This window comes from Pseudomonas sp. Pseusp15, assembly GCF_059492165.1.
On record NZ_CP168523.1, the window covers coordinates 5,644,297 to 5,660,267 of the forward strand.

Genomic DNA, 15,971 nt, shown 5'->3' on the forward strand with positions numbered 1-15,971 from the left:
CCTTCGCGGACTTGCCCGCGAAGGGCGACTCGGCCCTTCAGGACGCCAGGCTCTTGCGAAACCGCAGCAGTGCAATGGTAAAGAACAGCAGGCCGATGGCGCTTAATGCCAGCAAGTCCGGCCAGACCACGCCGATGCCGGCGTCGCGAAACAGTATCGCGGCGCTGAGGCTGACGAAGTGCGTCGATGGCGAGCCCTGCATCACCCATTGCAGCCATTGCGGCATGCTGTCGAGGGGCGTACTGCCCCCGGAAAGCAGCAACATCGGGATAATCACCGGAATCGCCAACAAGCCGAACTGCGGTGTCGAGCGGGCGAGGGTCGCGAGGAATATCCCCAGCGCCGTGCTGGCGAACAGATAAACCGCCGTTACCAGCAAGAAAAAGCTCATGGAGCCAGCCAGCGGCACGCCAAGGGCGCCTTTGACAATGACTTCCAGCGACACCCAGGTGCACAGCACCACCACCAGCATGTTGCTCCAGACTTTCGCCAGCATGATTTCCAGTGCCGTCAGCGGCAGCACCAGCAAATGGTCGAGAGTGCCGTGTTCGCGTTCACGCAGCAGCGCCGTGCCCGTCAGGATGATGGCCAGGATCGTGATGTTGTTGACGATCTGAATCACCGCCAGGAACCAGCCACCCTCCAGATTGGTATTGAACAGCGCTCGTGTTGTCAGCCGCACGGGTGTCTGGCTCGCCGCATCGCCCTGGCCACTGTAGGTCAACAGCTCGCGCTGGAAAATCCTCCCGATATAGCCTGCCCCCATGAACGCCTGGCTCATGGCCGTGGCGTCGACGTTGACCTGCACCGCCGGCTGGTGGCCGCCCAGCAGATCGGCCTGAAAATTGGCTGGAACATTGATCACGAAGGTGTACCGCCCGTTGTCCAGCACCTCGTCCAGTTGACCATAAGGCAGCGGCACCGGTGGTTGAAATTCCGGCGGCCGCAGAACCTGGGCCAGTTGGCGTGACATGGGGCTGTGATCTTCATCGACCATGGCCACACTGGCGTTGTGCACACCGATCACTGAGCCCGCGGCCGGCATGTAGATCGCCACTGTAAAGGCGTAGAACAGGAACAGCAGCAATACACTGTCATGTCGCAGGCTGGTGAGTTCCTTGAGGCCAAGACGCAGGATGTGCGCGAGCTTATGCATCAGACCTCCTGCTTTTTCAGCATGGCCAGGCTGAGCCCGGTGAACCCGAGAAAGAACCCGAACAGCGCCAGGCATTGTGGCCACAACTGCCGGATATCCAGCGCCTTGGTAAAGGTGCCGACAGCGATATCGAGAAAATAGCCTGCCGGAAACAGCATCCCCATGACCGCGGCGGCGCCATCAAGGGATGACCGTGGCACGATCAGACCGGAAAACTGGATGGTCGGCAGACTGGTGATGATCATGGTGCCGAGAATGGCGGCGATCTGGGTTCGGGTGAACGCCGAAATCAACAGGCCCATGCTGGTGGTCGCCAGCACGTAGAGCAATCCGCCGAAGGCCAGGGTCAATGCGCTGCCCTTGAAAGGGACGCCGAACAGCCAGCGGTTCATGGCTGTCAGCACGGCGAGATTGATCAGGCTGACGGCCAGATACGGCACCTGTTTACCTAACAGGAACTCCAGGCGGGTCAGCGGTGTGGCGTAGAAGTTGGTGATCGAGCCCAGTTCCTTCTCCCGCACAATGCCCAGCGCAGTCAGCATGGCCGGGATGAACGCCAGGATCAGCGCCATCACTCCAGGGCCGATGGCGTTGACGCTGACGACATCCTGGTTGTAGCGGAAACGGGTTTCCAGTTTGGCTGGCGCTTGCCGGGATGGTGCGGGACTGGACTGATCCGCCAGTTGCTCCAGGTTGGCCTGGTGTACCGCTTCCACATAGTTGCGGCTGGTTTCAGCGCGAAACGGCATACCGCCGTCGAGCCAGGCCGCCACCGTAGGCTGGCGACCGGCGAACAGATCCCGACCGAATCCGGGGGGAATCTCCAGCGCCAGTTTGATTTCCGAGCGTTGCAGTCGTCGATGCAACTGCGCCGGATCGCTTATCGGGGGTTGTTCGTCGAAGTAACGGGAGCCGCGGAAGGCCTCCAGATAAGCCCGGCTTTGCGGGGTCTGGTCCTGGTCGTAGACCGCGAAGGCGAGTTTCTCCACGTCCAGGGAAATGCCATAGCCGAAAATCACCATCATGAGCATCGCCCCGAGCAGAGCGAAGGCCAGGCGTACTCTATCGCGCAGCAGTTCCTTGCCTTCACGGCTCGCCAATGCCCGCAGTCGCCCAAAGCTGAAGCGACGGTCTTTCATCGATGGGGTGGGTGCGAGCGTTGTGTCGATGGGCGTTGGTGGCGCCTCTGTCGCGCCCGGGCTCTGGGCCTGTTCCAGGCAGGTGACGAACGCGGCCTCAAGTGTCTGGCCGTTGAACTGCTGTTGCAGTGCTGCCGGGGTGTCGCAGGCCAAAACCTTGCCTGCGTGCATCAATGAGATGCGGTCGCAACGCTGGGCTTCGTTCATGAAATGGGTGGACAGGAAGATCGTCACGTCCTGTTCACGGGACAGTTCGATCAGCAGTCGCCAGAAATCGTCCCGCGCCGCCGGGTCGACGCCGGAGGTAGGTTCGTCGAGGATCAGCACTTCCGGGCGATGCAGCACCGCCACCGCCAGGGATAATCGTTGGCGCAGACCCAGCGGCAATGCACCGGACGGCTGATGGGCGACGCTGGTTAGGCTGAAGCGCTGGATCAGTTCGTCGATGCGCTGAGTGCTGTCGGCCTGGGGCAGATCGAACAGTCGCGCGTGCAGGTCCAGGTTCTGCCGGACACTGAGTTCGCCATAGAGCGAGAAGCTCTGAGACATGAAGCCGACGCGCTTGCGGGTGGCCAGATCCTTGGCGTTCACTGGGTTGCCCAGCAGCATGGCACTGCCTTCGCTGGCCGGAATCAGTCCGGTAAGCACTTTCATGGTGGTGGTTTTGCCGCAGCCGTTGGAGCCCAGAAACCCGAAGATCTCGCCGCGGCCGATGGCGAAGCTGACTTTATCCACAGCGGTGAAATCGCCGAAGCGCAGGGTCAGGTCATGGGCTTGGATGGCGATGTCGGCCGTAGCATTGGTTCGGGGAGGGATCACTAGCGGCTGGTTGTCGTGGCCGGTGTCACCCTGAAAGTGAGTGAAGGCTTCATCGAGCTTGCCGCTGGGGGTTACCGCCGCCAGATCGCGGCTCAAACCGGCGGCGATCAGTTTGCCGCCGTCGAGCATCAGGCAGTGTTCGAACTGCTCGGCCTCTTCCATGTACGCGGTGGCGACCAGTAGTGTCAGTTGCGGGCGTTGGCGCCGAACGTCATCGATCAACTCCCAGAAATGCCGTCGGGACAAAGGGTCGACGCCAGTGGTCGGCTCATCGAGGATCAACAAATCCGGCTCATGGATCAGTGCGCAACAGAGTCCGAGCTTCTGTTTCATTCCGCCCGACAGCTTGCCGGCCGGGCGCTCGGCAAATCGCAGTAGATCGGTGGCCTGTAGCAGGCTGTGCATGCGCTGATCGCTTTCGGCCGCGGACAGCCCGAACAGTGTGGCGAAAAAGTGAATGTTCTCGCGGATCGACAGATCAGGGTACAGGTTACCGCCCAGGCCTTGAGGCATGAACGCGATGCGCGAGTAGAGGCTGTTGCGGTGGCGCCGGTCCTGGATCGAGCCACCGAGCACTTCCAGTTGGCCCTCCTGTAGCGTCTTCACGCCGGCGATCAATCCCAGCAGGCTGGATTTGCCGGCGCCATCCGGGCCAATCAACCCACACCGGGTACCGGTAGGCAGACTGAGCGTGATGTCGGTCAGCGCATGCCGTTCGCCATAGCGGTGCTGAAGGCGAGTGGCATGCAGTGCCAGGCCGGTCATTGAAGATTGGCCGGCCAGTCAATGGGAGCGGTGCGCACGTAACCATTGCCGGGCATCCCCGGTTTGGCCTGGGGCACGGCGCTGGGACGGGTCAGGCGTAGCTTGACCCGAAATACCAGTTTCTGACGTTCGTCGCGAGTCTCGACTTCTTTGGGCGTGAACTGCGATTTGGCCGCCACGAAGCTGATTTTTGCCGGCAGTGGCTGGTCGGGCAGGGCGTCCAGCAGGATCCGCGCTTCATCGCCGACCGCCAAGCGTCCGGCGACGGATGCTGCAAGGTAGAGATTCATGTATTGATCATTCGGGTCAATCAGCAGCAACACTCGCCCTCCGGCGCCGAGCACTTCCCCGGGTTCGGCCATGCGAAGCTGAATGATCCCGTCGATGGGGGCTCGCAAACTGCTGTCGTCGATTTCGCTGGTTAACTGAGCCACTTGTGCCTGCGCCGCGCCAATGGCTGCGCCGACGGCGGACACCTGGGCGCGGGCCGCAGTAACGGCGGCGTTGGCGGTGTCGAAGCGTGACTGCTGTTGGTCGATGATCTGGCCGCTGGCGAAACCGCGATTGAACAATGCCTGGGAGCGCTTGAGCTCTTGCTGGGCAAGCAGTTGCTCGCTCTGGCGCAGTTTCACATTGGCCTGGGCCGCGGAAAGATTTTCCCGGGCGCGTATCACTTCGGCTTCAGCCTGGTTGCGCTGTGCTTCGAGGGTACGGGTGTCCATGCGGGCCAACAGTTGCCCCTGGGTTACCTTGTCGCCTTCGTCCACCAGCACTTCAGCCAATCGACCGGGTGTTTTGCTGGCGATCTGCACTTCAGTGGCTTCAAGTCGACCATTGCCGACAGACAACCCTTGGGGCAGTCGGTTAACGGTCGACCGCCAATAACCAAACCCTCCGGCGGCCAGCAATACAGCCCCCAGCAAAAAAACGAAGAAAAGCGAAGAGCGGCTGTGCGTCGACATATCTGCATCCTGCGTCTATTGCGTCCCAGTCTGACAGGAAAGTGCTAGGGCGACTTGATGTCAGTCAACTGAGGGGTAAGCCTGACCGTTTGGCAAGGTAAGCCAGAGTCACAGGCTGTAGCGCAGTATTTAGCGCAGATTAAGCACCACTGCCCATTGCTCGGCTGTCACCGGCATTACCGACAGGCGCGAGCCTTTCTGCACCAGTGGCATCTCGGCGAGTGCCGTTTGCTGCTTCAGATAATCGAGTTTAAGCACCTTGGAAAACGTCTCGACGTGAGCGACATCGATCGCGCTCCAGGCGTTTTTCTCGGCAGTGGCCTTCGGATCGAAGTAATGACTCTCGGGTTCCAGCGCCGTCGGGTCCGGATACGCTGCCTCGACGATCTTTCCGACCCCGGCAATCCCCGGCTCAGGGCAGCTGGAGTGATAGAAGAAAAACTCGTCGCCCACTGCCATGGCCCGCAAAAAGTTGCGCGCCTGGTAATTGCGAACCCCGTCCCAGCGCGCTCGGCCAAGCTTCTCCAGGTCTTTGATGGAGAGTTCGTCGGGCTCGGATTTCATCAGCCAATAAGCCATGTTTTTGCTCCTTGCGAGGTGGGTGGGCAAGTGGTCAGGCAATTTTATGACAAACCGACAGTCGGTTGACGCCAGCGTTTGCGTGTCGGTTCACGTTGTCGCAAAATGCCGGCCTTCTTAGCTTGACGCTGCTGCACGGCCTACACCTACAACGGAAACCGCTGCTGTCATCGTGTTGATGTGCCTTTGGGGGGCAGTCGATGAAACGCAAACCGGATTTACTATGGATTTTGGTTATTTTATTCGGCCTTGGTGTCGTGACCACCGGCTATGCCCAAAGCCTGTGGAACAACAAACCCGATGCTCCCGTCGAGATCGCGCAGCAACAGCCGTCGGCCTTCAAGCGCTGAGCCCGTCTTTTGGACGCCGCTGATATCAGTGGCGTCTAGTCCGCGAAATACCACGCCTTGTCAGTGACCGTGCCCTGCAACGGCACATCCCAGCTCGCCTGAGCCAATCGTTGAACCTTCTGACATTCATGGGCCAAGCCCAGCAGCGTCGGCTTGTGCCAGCTTTTTCGGCGCGCCAGGTACGCCAGGCTTCGGTCGTAGAAGCCGCCGCCCATACCCAGGCGTCCGCCGACATCGTCAAACCCCACCAATGGCAGCAACACCAGATCCAGCGCCCAGACCTTGCGTTGCCGGGCGATATTGGCCCGTGGTTCTGGAATACGGAAACGGTTGGGTTTGAGTTTTTCACCGGGACGAATCCGCTGGAACACCATTTTGGTTCGCGGCCAGGCGCTGAGTACCGGCAGGTACGTCGCCTTGCCCCGACGTTGCGCGGCACGCATCAACAGACGCGGGTCGATTTCACCGTCGGTGGGCAGGTACAGGGAGATGTGTTTTGCGCGGCGGAACAGTGGGTGCTGGGCCAATTGCTTATACAGCCCGCGAGCGGCCTCGCGCTGCTGACTGGGGGTCAGTGCGCGGCGGGCCTTGCGCAGCATGCGTCGAAGTTGCGGTCGGGGCAGCAGCGCAGGTTCGGTCATGGATTCAGGCTTCAGAAGTGCGAGTACTAAAAGCGTACCCGTAAACATGCCGATGCCGGTATGAAAACCGGCATCGGATTGAAATCAGGCTCCCCGGATGAACCGCTGCTGACTTAGCCCTTGAACCCGAAAGTTCAAGGTGGAAGATGCAGTAGGCTTTAAGGCTTTCCGTCTAGCGGACATGCACACCAGCCCAACGTGCAACCTCCAGGGTAGTGCGAATCGGCTCAGGGACGTGGTCAACTGGCAAGCACCCCAGGGAGTGATGCGAGTATAACTCAAGCGGCCTGGCGAATCAGCCCTTGGTGACATCCGGATCGGTCGACAGCGCCAGGTCGACGCGGTCCAGCAGGTCGCGAACCTGTTCGCGGGTCGAACCGCTGGCCTGCACATCTGGACGTTCTTCCTTGTGCAGAAGGTCGTGCGTGATGTTCAGCGCAGCCATCACGGCAATGCGGTCGGCGCCGATGACTTTGCCGCTGCTGCGGATTTCGCGCATCTTGCCGTCCAGGTAGCGGGCGGCGCTGATCAAGTTGCTGCGCTCTTCCTGGGGGCAGATGATCGAATATTCTTTATCGAGGATCTGCACGGTAACGCTATTGCTTGAACTCATGAGTCTTGCTCCAGGGCCTTGAGGCGCGAAATCATCGATTCGACCTTACGCCGGGCGATTTCATTTTTTTCAATGAGGTGCGCGCGTTCCTCGCGCCAGGTCTTTTCTTGAGCTAGTAAGAGTGCGTTTTGACTCTTTAGTTGCTCGACTCGGGTAATCAGCAGCTCGAGTCTGGCCATCAGCGCTTGCAGGTCGGTGTCTTCCATTGTGTCCACGTGTTCGTCTGATGGGAGGTAGCTGGCGGACAGCCTTTAATAGTCTTGGCGAGTCTGTCGATGTAGGATACAAGGCCTTCATTCTAGACATAGCGCCGTCTGGCGCCTAGCTACCCATGCCCATTCAGAATTCTCCGTACCAAGCCTTCGCCACCCTGCTGAGTACCAGCGGCCATCCCGTCTCGCCTGCCGAGTTGCACGGCCTGCTGCTCGGCCGTAGCTGCGCCGGTGCCGGTTTCGATGCCGACAGCTGGCTGGCAGACGCCGCCGAGCTGCTCGAAGGCGAGCCGCAAGACAACGTTCGCAACGCCTTGATCGGCCTGCAAGAGATGGTCAAGGGCGAGCTTACCAGCGACGACATGACCGTTGTTCTGCTGCTGCCGAGCGACGACGCGCCGCTCACCGAGCGCGCAGCCGCGCTGGGCCAGTGGTGCCAGGGCTTTCTCACTGGCTTCGGCCTGACCCGTCGCGAATATGCCCTCAGCGCTGAAGCGACTGAAGTGCTGCAGGATCTGGCCGCCATTTCTCAGGTGCAAGACGCCCTGGAAGAGTCCGACGACGGCGAAAGCGACTACATGGAAGTCATGGAGTACCTGCGCGTCGCACCGTTGCTGCTGTTCACTGAAACCAAGAAAACCGACGAAGCAGCCGCCAAACCGTCGTTGCATTAATCGCGAGCCAGGAAAAGCCATCTGCCCATGATTCATATCCCGAAATCGGAATACAGCCGTCGCCGCAAGGCCCTGATGGCGCAGATGGAACCCAACAGCATCGCCATCCTGCCCGCCGCCGCGGTTGCCATTCGCAACCGTGACGTCGAGCACGTTTACCGTCAGGACAGCGACTTCCAGTACCTCAGCGGCTTTCCCGAGCCTCAGGCCGTTATCGTTTTGATTCCCGGTCGCGAACATGGCGAGTACATCCTGTTCTGCCGTGAACGCAATGCCGAGCGTGAGCTGTGGGACGGCCTGCGCGCCGGCCAGGAAGGCGCGATCCGCGACTTCGGCGCCGACGACGCTTTCCCCATCACCGACATCGACGACATCCTGCCGGGCCTGATCGAAGGCCGCGACCGGGTGTATTCGGCCATGGGCAGCAATCCGGAATTCGATCGGCACCTGATGGACTGGATCAACGTGATCCGCTCCAAGGCGAATCTCGGTGCCCAGCCGCCGAACGAATTCGTTGCCCTGGATCATCTGCTGCACGACATGCGCCTGTATAAATCGGCGGCAGAAGTGAAGGTGATGCGCGAAGCCGCGCGGATTTCCGCCCAGGCGCATATCCGGGCGATGCAGGCCAGCCGTGCCGGTTTGCATGAGTTCAGCCTCGAAGCCGAGCTCGATTACGAGTTCCGCAAGGGCGGGGCGAAGATGCCGGCCTATGGTTCGATCGTCGCCGCCGGGCGCAACAGCTGCATCCTGCATTACCAGCAGAATGACGCGGTGCTCAAAGATGGCGATCTGGTGCTGATCGACGCCGGTTGCGAGATCGACTGCTATGCCAGCGACATCACCCGCACCTGGCCGGTCAACGGCAAGTATTCACCGGAACAGAAGGCGATCTACGAGCTGGTGCTGGCTTCCCAGGAAGCGGCGTTTGCCGAAATCGCACCGAACAAACACTGGAATCAGGCGCATGAAGCCACGGTTCGCGTCATTACCGCGGGCCTTGTGAAGTTGGGCCTGTTGCAGGGCGAGGTTGATGAACTGATCGCCAGCGAAGCCTACAAGGCGTTTTACATGCACCGCGCCGGCCACTGGCTGGGCATGGATGTGCATGATGTCGGCGAGTACAAGGTCGGCGGCGAATGGCGCGTGCTGGAAGTCGGCATGGCGCTGACGGTCGAGCCGGGCATCTACATTGCCCCGGACAACCAGAACGTGGCGAAGAAATGGCGCGGCATTGGCGTGCGCATCGAGGACGACGTGGTGGTCACCAAAACCGGTTGTGAAATCCTGACGAGCGGCGTACCGAAAACGGTCGCCGAGATCGAGGCCTTGATGGCCGCCGCACGGACACAAGCGGCATGAGTCGAGTCAATCTGGCAATCATCGGCGGCGGCCTGGTTGGCGCCAGCCTGGCGTTGGCGTTGCAGGCCGGGGCCAAGGCCCGTGACTGGAAGATCGTGCTGATCGAACCCTTTGCCCCCGGCGATACGTACCAACCGAGCTATGACGCTCGCTCTTCAGCGCTGTCGTTCGGCGCCCGGCAGATTTATCAACGGCTGGGCGTGTGGCAGGAAATCTCCCGCCGCGCTGAGCCGATCAAGCAGATTCATGTCTCCGACCGTGGGCGTTTTTCCACCGCGCGGTTGTCGGCGATGGAAGAGGGCGTTCCAGCACTGGGTTATGTGGTGGAAAACGCCTGGCTCGGCCAATGCCTCTGGCACAGCCTGGACAAGGACGTGATCAGTTGGCGTTGCCCGGCGGAAGTCACCGCCATGGAGCCGCTGACCGACGGCTATCGCCTGACGCTCAACGATGAAACCCTGGTGGAATGCGACCTCGCGGTGTTGGCCGATGGCGGCCGTTCGGGCCTGCGTGAACAGCTGGGGATCGGCATCAAGAAGCGCCCGTACAACCAGAGCGCGCTGATCGCCAACATCACTCCGAGCGAAGCGCACAACGGCATGGCCTTCGAACGCTTCACTGACGACGGCCCAATGGCTTTGTTGCCGCTGCCGGAAAACCGCTGCGCCCTGGTCTGGACCCGTCTGGGCATGGACGCGCAACGGTTGGCGGCCCTTGATGACCGCAGCTTTCTCAACGAGTTGCAGGGCGTGTTCGGTTATCGCCTCGGCACGCTGAAACAGGTTGGCGCCCGCAATTTGTATCCGCTGTCGCTGATCGAAGCCGAGGAGCAAGTCCGCCCGCATCTGGCGATCCTCGGCAACGCCGCGCACAGTCTGCACCCGATTGCCGGACAAGGCTTCAACCTGTCCCTGCGCGATGCCCAGGCTTTGGCTGACACCTTATTGAGCAGCGAGACCGCGCTCGGCGACTTTGCGACCTTGCAGGCTTATCGCGAGCGTCAGCGTCTGGACCAGAACCTGACCGTGGGTTTCTCCGATCAGGTCACCCGGTTGTTTGGCAGCACCCAGCCGCTGGTTTCCCTGGGGCGCAACATCGGCCTGCTCGGTCTCGATCTGCTGCCGCCGGCCAAGCGCTGGTTCGCCCGGCAGGCCATGGGCCTGGGTACACGTCCCGATGTTTAAGCGGGCGCACCTGCACATCAATATTCATGACGACGCGAGCACTTCGGTGACGCGCGTCGAGAGAACCCTTTACCTGCGGCTCAAGCCGCAAGAGAGACAGGCCTAAAGCATGGAAATGCGCGCAGATCTGCTGATTGTCGGGGCCGGAATGGTCGGCAGCGCCTTGGCGCTGGCGTTACAAAACAGTGGACTCGAAGTCTTGCTGCTGGATGGCAGCCCCCTGAGCGTCAAACCCTTCGATGGTCAGGCGCCGTTCGAACCACGGGTGAGCGCCCTGTCGGCGGCCAGCCAACGAATACTCGAACGCCTGGGCGTGTGGGACGGCATCGCCAACCGGCGCAGCAGTCCTTACACCGACATGCACGTCTGGGATGGCAGCGGCACCGGGAAGATCCATTTCTCGGCGACCAGCGTACATGCCGACGTACTCGGGCATATCGTCGAGAACCGTGTGGTTCAGGATGCCTTGCTCGACCGGCTGCACGACTGCGACCTCGGGATGCTGGCCAACGCACGTCTAGAGCAGATGCGCCGTTCCGGTGACGATTGGCTGCTGACCCTGGCCGATGGCCGCACCTTGCGGGCACCGTTGGTGATCGCGGCGGATGGCGCCAACTCGGCGGTGCGGCGCCTGACCGGCATTGCGACCCGCGAATGGGATTACATGCACCACGCGATCGTCACCAGTGTGCGCTGTTCCAAACCGCATCAAATGACCGCGTGGCAGCGTTTCACCGACAACGGCCCGCTGGCGTTTCTGCCGCTGGAACGGGACGGCCAGCAGGATTGGTGCTCGATTGTCTGGTCGACCACGCCGAGCGAAGCCGAACGCCTGATGGCGCTGGACGACGAAAGCTTCTGCAAGGAGCTGGAGCGGGCCTTCGAAGGCTGCCTCGGCACGGTGCTCAGCGCCGACCCGCGTCTTTGCGTGCCGCTGCGTCAGCGTCATGCCAAGCGTTACGTGGCAGAAGGTCTGGCGCTGATCGGCGACGCGGCCCATACCATCCATCCACTGGCCGGGCAGGGCGTGAACCTCGGTTTCCTCGATGCCGCTGTATTGGCCGAAGTACTGCTGCAAGCGGCCGCGCGCGGTGAGCGGTTGGCGGATGTGAAAGTGCTCAGTCGCTACGAGCGTCGGCGCATGCCCCACAACCTGGCGTTGATGGCGGCGATGGAAGGGTTCGAACGGCTGTTCCAGGCCGATCCGTTGCCGGTGCGCTGGTTGCGCAATACCGGGTTGAAGATGGTCGACCAGATGCCCGAGGCCAAGGCGTTGTTCGTGCGCGAAGCGCTTGGGTTGATCGGGGATCTGCCGGCGTTGGCCAAGGCCTGAAGCCCCCTCGCCACATTGTCATTCATTCGATTGTGCAACATCTGGTAACTCCTCCACCCAGTGTTCGATTGAGAAGCGAAATGTGAGTCCTTATCATTTGGCCTCACTTCCCCATTTCGAGAGACCGCTTCCATGTTGGCACCCAAGCGTCTACTGACCGCACTGGCCCTGACCCTGATAGGCAGCACCGCCGCCCAGGCTGCCGACGAGGTGGTGGTTTACTCCTCGCGTATCGATGAGCTGATCAAACCGGTCTTCGATGCCTACACCCAGAAAACCGGCGTACAGGTGAAGTTCATCACCGACAAGGAAGCGCCGCTGATGCAGCGGATCAAGGCCGAGGGCGAAAACGCCACTGCCGACCTGCTGCTGACCGTCGATGCCGGCAACCTCTGGCAGGCCGAGCAGATGGGCATCCTCCAGCCGTTCACCTCCAAGGTGATCGACGCCAACATTCCGCTGCAATACCGCGCATCCTCCCATGCCTGGACTGGCTTGAGCCTGCGGGCGCGGACCATCGCCTACTCCACCGACCGGGTGAAACCCGGTGAGCTGACCACCTACGAGGCGCTGGCCGATAAACAGTGGGAAGGCCGCCTGTGCCTGCGCACGGCGAAGAAGGTCTACAACCAGTCCCTGACCGCCACCATGATCGAAGTCCATGGCGCCGAGAAAACCGAGAAGATCCTCAAAGGCTGGGTCAACAACCTGTCCACCGACGTGTTCTCCGACGACATCGCCGTGCTGGAAGCGATCAATGCCGGTCAGTGCGACGTCGGCATCGTCAACACTTACTACTATGGCCGTCTGCACAAGCAGAAGCCGGACCTGCCGGTGAAACTGTTCTGGCCGAATCAGGGCGACCGTGGCGTGCACGTCAACCTGTCGGGTATCGGCCTGACCAAACATGCACCGCACCCGGAAGCCGCCAAGGCGCTGGTGGAGTGGATGACCACGCCTGAAGCGCAGAAGATTTTCGCTGACGTGAACCAGGAGTTTCCGGCCAACCCTGCCGTTCCGCCTTCGGCTGAAGTCGCGAGCTGGGGCAAGTTCGTGGCCGATACCTTGCCAGTGGAAATCGCCGGCAAGCGTCAGGCTGAAGCGATTCGGATGATGGATCGGGTCGGCTGGAACTGAGTCTGCTGTTTTAAAGATCAAAAGATCGCAGCCTGCGGCAGCTCCTACCGGGTAAATACCATCCCGACGTAGGAGCTCCCGTAGGCTGCGATCTTTTTGCGGTTTGCATACACTTCGTTGATTTACCCGAGAGCTTTTCCTTGGCCCACCCCGCCCAACGCCGCTGGTATCCCCTGGTCTTCGCCATCGCTGCGCTGGTCCTGCTGCCCCTGAGCGTCCTGCTTCTTTCCTGGCAAACCATCGATCAGCAGATCTGGTCCCACCTGTGGGGTACGCAGATGCCGCGGCTGCTGGGCAATACCCTCACGCTGGTCGTCGGCGTTGGCATCGGCGTGACGCTGTTGGGCGTCAGCCTCGCCTGGCTCACCAGCCTCTGTGAGTTCCCGGGGCGGCGGTGGCTGGACTGGGCGTTGATGCTGCCGTTCGCGATTCCTGCCTACGTGCTGGCCTTTGTCTTCGTAGGCCTGCTGGATTTCGCCGGGCCGGTGCAAACCCTGTTGCGCGAATGGTTCGGCAGTGGTCTGAGGCTGCCGCGAGTGCGTTCCACCGGTGGCGTGATTCTGGTGCTGGTGCTGGTTTTCTATCCCTACGTTTACCTGTTGGCGCGCACTGCATTTCTGGCTCAGGGCAAAGGCCTCATGGAAGCGGCGCGAGTCCTTGGGCAATCCCCGTGGCAGGCGTTCTGGCGAGTGGCGTTGCCCATGGCTCGTCCGGCGATCGGCGCGGGGGTGGCGTTGGCGCTGATGGAAACCCTGGCGGATTTCGGTGCGGTGTCGGTGTTCAACTTCGATACGTTCACCACCGCCATTTACAAGACCTGGTACGGCTTTTTCAGTCTCTCCACCGCCGCGCAACTGGCCAGCCTGCTGCTGTTAGTGGTGATGGTGGTGTTATATGGCGAACGCCGTGCCCGCGGCGCCAACCGGGCGGGCAACGAACGGCCGCGGGTCAAGGCGCTGTATCACCTGCATGGGGTCAAGGCGCTGGCGGCGATGAGCTGGTGTGGTCTGGTGTTCGCCTGCGCCTTCGTCATTCCCGTGCTGCAACTGCTGGTGTGGTTCTGGCAACGCGGGCGCTTCGATCTGGACGAGCGGTATGCCGGGCTGATCGTGCACACCCTGTACCTGGGCGGCATGGCGGCGTTGATCACCATCAGCGTCGCGCTGCTGCTGGCGTTTGCCCGTCGATTGGCACCGACCCGGGCGATCCGTTCCGGAATCAGCCTGGCCAACCTCGGCTACGCACTGCCGGGCTCGGTATTGGCGGTATCGATCATGCTGGCGTTCAGTTATCTGGATCGCGAACTGGTGATTCCGCTGTCGGGCTGGCTTGGCGGCGCGGGCAAACCGTTGCTGCTGGGCAGTCTGTCGGCGTTGTTGCTGGCCTATCTGGTGCGATTCATCGCCGTGGCTTACGGGCCGCTGGAAAGCAGCCTGGCGCGTATACGGCCTTCTTTGCCCGAAGCAGCACGTAGCCTTGGCGTCAGTGGGCCACGACTGTTTTTCAAAGTGTATCTGCCGCTGCTGCTTCCGGGCACGTTGAGCGCTGCGTTGCTGGTGTTCGTCGACGTGCTCAAGGAAATGCCCGCGACCCTGCTGATGCGCCCGTTCGGCTGGGACACGCTGGCGGTGCGGATCTTTGAAATGACCAGCGAAGGCGAGTGGGCGAGGGCCTCGTTGCCGGCACTGACCCTGGTTCTGGTCGGGCTGTTGCCGGTCATCGGATTAATCAGAAGGTCGGCGCATCGAAACGGCTAGGTGTCAGTCCTACACCTTGCGGCTACAATGCGCGGCATTCGGTGCGGTCCGTCTTTCAGACCGGGTTGCTGAAATCGGCTGAAAGCCTGTATTTCAAGGCATTTCACCCCGTACAGCGGCTGTCCGCACCTTCGCCACGCCCGGAAGGAGAAACCCATGGGACAGCGCACGCCTCTGTATGACCTTCATCTCGCCCTCGGCGCGAAGATGGTCGATTTTGGCGGTTGGGATATGCCTCTGCATTACGGCTCGCAGGTCGAGGAACACCATCAGGTGCGCCGCGATTGCGGGGTTTTCGATGTATCCCATATGACCGTGATCGATGTCGACGGCCCCCAGGCCAAGGCCTGGCTGCAATACTTACTGGCCAACGACGTCGAGCGCCTGCACAGCCCCGGCCGTGCCTTGTACAGCGCCATGCTCAACGAGCACGGCGGTATCGTCGATGACATGATCGTCTATCGCCTCGATGACGGATATCGGCTGGTGGTCAACGCCTCCACCCGCAATCAGGACCTGGCCTGGATGCAGGCTCATCTCGGCGACTTCGATGTGCGGCTCAACGAGCGCTCCGAACTGGCGATGCTGGCCATTCAAGGGCCTCACGCCCGGCACAAGATTGCCGAACTGGTGACCCAGTCCCGCGCTACGTTGATCCAGCAGCTCAAACCTTTCGAAGGTCAGGCCGACGGTGACTGGTTCATCGCCCGCACCGGTTACACCGGTGAGGACGGTCTGGAAATCGTGCTGCCGGCCGATCAGGCGCCGGGGTTTTTCAACGATCTGGTGGGCGCAGGAATTTCCCCGATCGGCCTCGGGGCGCGCGATACCTTGCGGGTCGAAGCCGGCATGAACCTGTACGGTCAGGATATTCATCAAGACGTTTCGCCATTGGCTTCCAACATGGCCTGGAGCATTGCCTGGGAACCGGCCACGCGCCAGTTCCTTGGCCGCACCGCCCTGGAGGCCGAGCAGGCCGCTGGCGTGCAGCACAAACTGGTCGGTCTGGTCCTTGAAGAACGTGGCGTTCTGCGGGCTCATCAGGTGGTTCGCATCGCCGATGTTGGCGAAGGGGAGATCACCAGTGGTAGTTTCTCTCCTACGCTTAGCAAGTCGATTGCACTGGCGCGCGTGCCGGCGGCTACCGCCGACCGCGCTGAAGTGGAAATCCGTGGCAAGTGGTACCCGGTTCGAGTGGTCAAGCCGACCTTCGTACGCCATGGCAAAACCTTGATCTAACCTTTTTTGGCGGTCAATGACTGCCGACATTTTTCTTGAGGACACAGAA

The 15,971-nt window shown here is 61.3% G+C and carries 15 protein-coding genes and 1 other RNA gene; 8 read left to right on the forward strand and 8 right to left on the reverse strand.

Translation table 11 applies throughout. The annotated features are described in order from the left end of the window. Positions 1–37 precede the first annotated feature (37 nt). The 4 genes from ACEN8R_RS25465 to ACEN8R_RS25480 form a co-directional block, all read right to left on the reverse strand. Positions 38–1,156, reverse strand: coding sequence for an ABC transporter permease (locus tag ACEN8R_RS25465; RefSeq protein WP_258612824.1), 1,119 nt, complete (start codon positions 1,154–1,156; stop codon positions 38–40). Then, positions 1,156–3,879, reverse strand: a complete 2,724-nt coding sequence (gene rbbA / locus ACEN8R_RS25470) for a ribosome-associated ATPase/putative transporter RbbA (protein ID WP_495624430.1) — start codon at positions 3,877–3,879, stop codon at positions 1,156–1,158. The genes ACEN8R_RS25465 and rbbA overlap by 1 nt, the downstream gene beginning before the upstream one ends. Next, positions 3,876–4,841, reverse strand: a complete 966-nt coding sequence (locus ACEN8R_RS25475) for an HlyD family secretion protein (RefSeq protein ID WP_018927580.1) — start codon at positions 4,839–4,841, stop codon at positions 3,876–3,878. Before ACEN8R_RS25475 ends, rbbA begins: the two co-directional genes overlap by 4 nt. Positions 4,842–4,970: 129 nt before the next feature. Then, positions 4,971–5,420 (reverse strand): EVE domain-containing protein, encoded by a 450-nt coding sequence (locus tag ACEN8R_RS25480; RefSeq protein WP_064621039.1) that lies wholly within the window; start codon positions 5,418–5,420, stop codon positions 4,971–4,973. Between the two features lie 200 nt (positions 5,421–5,620). On the opposite strand from ACEN8R_RS25480, the gene ACEN8R_RS25485 reads away from it, so the two are divergent. Then, positions 5,621–5,770: a hypothetical protein gene (locus ACEN8R_RS25485; RefSeq protein ID WP_018927582.1), complete on the forward strand. Its 150-nt coding sequence runs from the start codon at positions 5,621–5,623 to the stop codon at positions 5,768–5,770. 35 nt (positions 5,771–5,805) lie between these two features. Here the strand turns inward: ACEN8R_RS25485 and ACEN8R_RS25490 are convergent, their stop codons facing one another. From ACEN8R_RS25490 to ACEN8R_RS25505, 4 genes are all read right to left on the reverse strand, one after another. Continuing rightward, positions 5,806–6,411 (reverse strand): 5-formyltetrahydrofolate cyclo-ligase, encoded by a 606-nt coding sequence (locus ACEN8R_RS25490; protein WP_018927583.1) that lies wholly within the window; start codon positions 6,409–6,411, stop codon positions 5,806–5,808. 86 nt (positions 6,412–6,497) lie between these two features. Next, a non-coding RNA gene (gene ssrS, locus ACEN8R_RS25495) (6S RNA) lies at positions 6,498–6,676 on the reverse strand. Between the two features lie 30 nt (positions 6,677–6,706). Further along, on the reverse strand, positions 6,707–7,024 hold the full coding sequence (locus tag ACEN8R_RS25500; RefSeq protein ID WP_018927584.1) for a cell division protein ZapA: 318 nt from the start codon (positions 7,022–7,024) through the stop codon (positions 6,707–6,709). Next, entirely contained in the window at positions 7,021–7,230 is a 210-nt protein-coding gene (locus tag ACEN8R_RS25505; RefSeq protein WP_007940359.1) for a TIGR02449 family protein, read from the reverse strand. The genes ACEN8R_RS25500 and ACEN8R_RS25505 overlap by 4 nt, the downstream gene beginning before the upstream one ends. 125 nt (positions 7,231–7,355) lie before the next feature. Between ACEN8R_RS25505 and ACEN8R_RS25510 the strand changes: the two genes are divergently transcribed. From ACEN8R_RS25510 to gcvT, 7 genes are all read left to right on the forward strand, one after another. Then, a complete protein-coding gene (locus ACEN8R_RS25510) occupies positions 7,356–7,910 on the forward strand; it encodes a YecA/YgfB family protein (protein ID WP_007940361.1) in 555 nt (184 codons plus the stop codon). Positions 7,911–7,937: 27 nt separating this feature from the next. Continuing rightward, entirely contained in the window at positions 7,938–9,272 is a 1,335-nt protein-coding gene (gene pepP / locus ACEN8R_RS25515; protein ID WP_019650155.1) for a Xaa-Pro aminopeptidase, read from the forward strand. Then, entirely contained in the window at positions 9,269–10,456 is a 1,188-nt protein-coding gene (gene ubiH / locus ACEN8R_RS25520; protein ID WP_495624431.1) for a 2-octaprenyl-6-methoxyphenyl hydroxylase, read from the forward strand. The genes pepP and ubiH overlap by 4 nt, the downstream gene beginning before the upstream one ends. Before the next feature lie 115 nt (positions 10,457–10,571). Further along, the gene (locus ACEN8R_RS25525; protein WP_495625023.1) at positions 10,572–11,789 is read left to right on the forward strand and encodes a 2-octaprenyl-3-methyl-6-methoxy-1,4-benzoquinol hydroxylase; all 1,218 of its coding nucleotides are present in this window, start codon (positions 10,572–10,574) and stop codon (positions 11,787–11,789) included. A 132-nt stretch (positions 11,790–11,921) separates the two neighbouring features. Continuing rightward, positions 11,922–12,926 carry an extracellular solute-binding protein gene (locus tag ACEN8R_RS25530; RefSeq protein WP_064621035.1) on the forward strand — a complete coding sequence of 335 codons (1,005 nt, stop codon included), beginning with the start codon at positions 11,922–11,924 and terminating at the stop codon, positions 12,924–12,926. 140 nt (positions 12,927–13,066) lie between these two features. After that, positions 13,067–14,683, forward strand: a complete 1,617-nt coding sequence (locus ACEN8R_RS25535) for an ABC transporter permease (RefSeq protein WP_495624432.1) — start codon at positions 13,067–13,069, stop codon at positions 14,681–14,683. A 156-nt stretch (positions 14,684–14,839) separates the two neighbouring features. Next, positions 14,840–15,922 (forward strand): glycine cleavage system aminomethyltransferase GcvT, encoded by a 1,083-nt coding sequence (gene gcvT / locus ACEN8R_RS25540; RefSeq protein WP_413697668.1) that lies wholly within the window; start codon positions 14,840–14,842, stop codon positions 15,920–15,922. Positions 15,923–15,971: the final 49 nt, after the last annotated feature.

What these genes read in the sequence shown, in the direction of transcription:
- ACEN8R_RS25465 (WP_258612824.1), bottom strand. Translation starts at nt 1,156, where the DNA reads ATGCATAAGCTCGCGCACATCCTGCGTCTTGGCCTCAAGGAACTCACC.
- ACEN8R_RS25505 (WP_007940359.1), bottom strand. Translation starts at nt 7,230, where the DNA reads ATGGAAGACACCGACCTGCAAGCGCTGATGGCCAGACTCGAGCTGCTG.
- ACEN8R_RS25525 (WP_495625023.1), top strand. Translation starts at nt 10,572, where the DNA reads ATGCGCGCAGATCTGCTGATTGTCGGGGCCGGAATGGTCGGCAGCGCC.
- ACEN8R_RS25480 (WP_064621039.1), bottom strand. Translation starts at nt 5,420, where the DNA reads ATGGCTTATTGGCTGATGAAATCCGAGCCCGACGAACTCTCCATCAAA.
- ACEN8R_RS25485 (WP_018927582.1), top strand. Translation starts at nt 5,621, where the DNA reads ATGAAACGCAAACCGGATTTACTATGGATTTTGGTTATTTTATTCGGC.
- ACEN8R_RS25530 (WP_064621035.1), top strand. Translation starts at nt 11,922, where the DNA reads ATGTTGGCACCCAAGCGTCTACTGACCGCACTGGCCCTGACCCTGATA.
- rbbA (WP_495624430.1), bottom strand. Translation starts at nt 3,879, where the DNA reads ATGACCGGCCTGGCACTGCATGCCACTCGCCTTCAGCACCGCTATGGC.
- ACEN8R_RS25490 (WP_018927583.1), bottom strand. Translation starts at nt 6,411, where the DNA reads ATGACCGAACCTGCGCTGCTGCCCCGACCGCAACTTCGACGCATGCTG.
- gcvT (WP_413697668.1), top strand. Translation starts at nt 14,840, where the DNA reads ATGGGACAGCGCACGCCTCTGTATGACCTTCATCTCGCCCTCGGCGCG.
- ACEN8R_RS25510 (WP_007940361.1), top strand. Translation starts at nt 7,356, where the DNA reads ATGCCCATTCAGAATTCTCCGTACCAAGCCTTCGCCACCCTGCTGAGT.
- ACEN8R_RS25475 (WP_018927580.1), bottom strand. Translation starts at nt 4,841, where the DNA reads ATGTCGACGCACAGCCGCTCTTCGCTTTTCTTCGTTTTTTTGCTGGGG.
- ubiH (WP_495624431.1), top strand. Translation starts at nt 9,269, where the DNA reads ATGAGTCGAGTCAATCTGGCAATCATCGGCGGCGGCCTGGTTGGCGCC.
- pepP (WP_019650155.1), top strand. Translation starts at nt 7,938, where the DNA reads ATGATTCATATCCCGAAATCGGAATACAGCCGTCGCCGCAAGGCCCTG.
- ACEN8R_RS25500 (WP_018927584.1), bottom strand. Translation starts at nt 7,024, where the DNA reads ATGAGTTCAAGCAATAGCGTTACCGTGCAGATCCTCGATAAAGAATAT.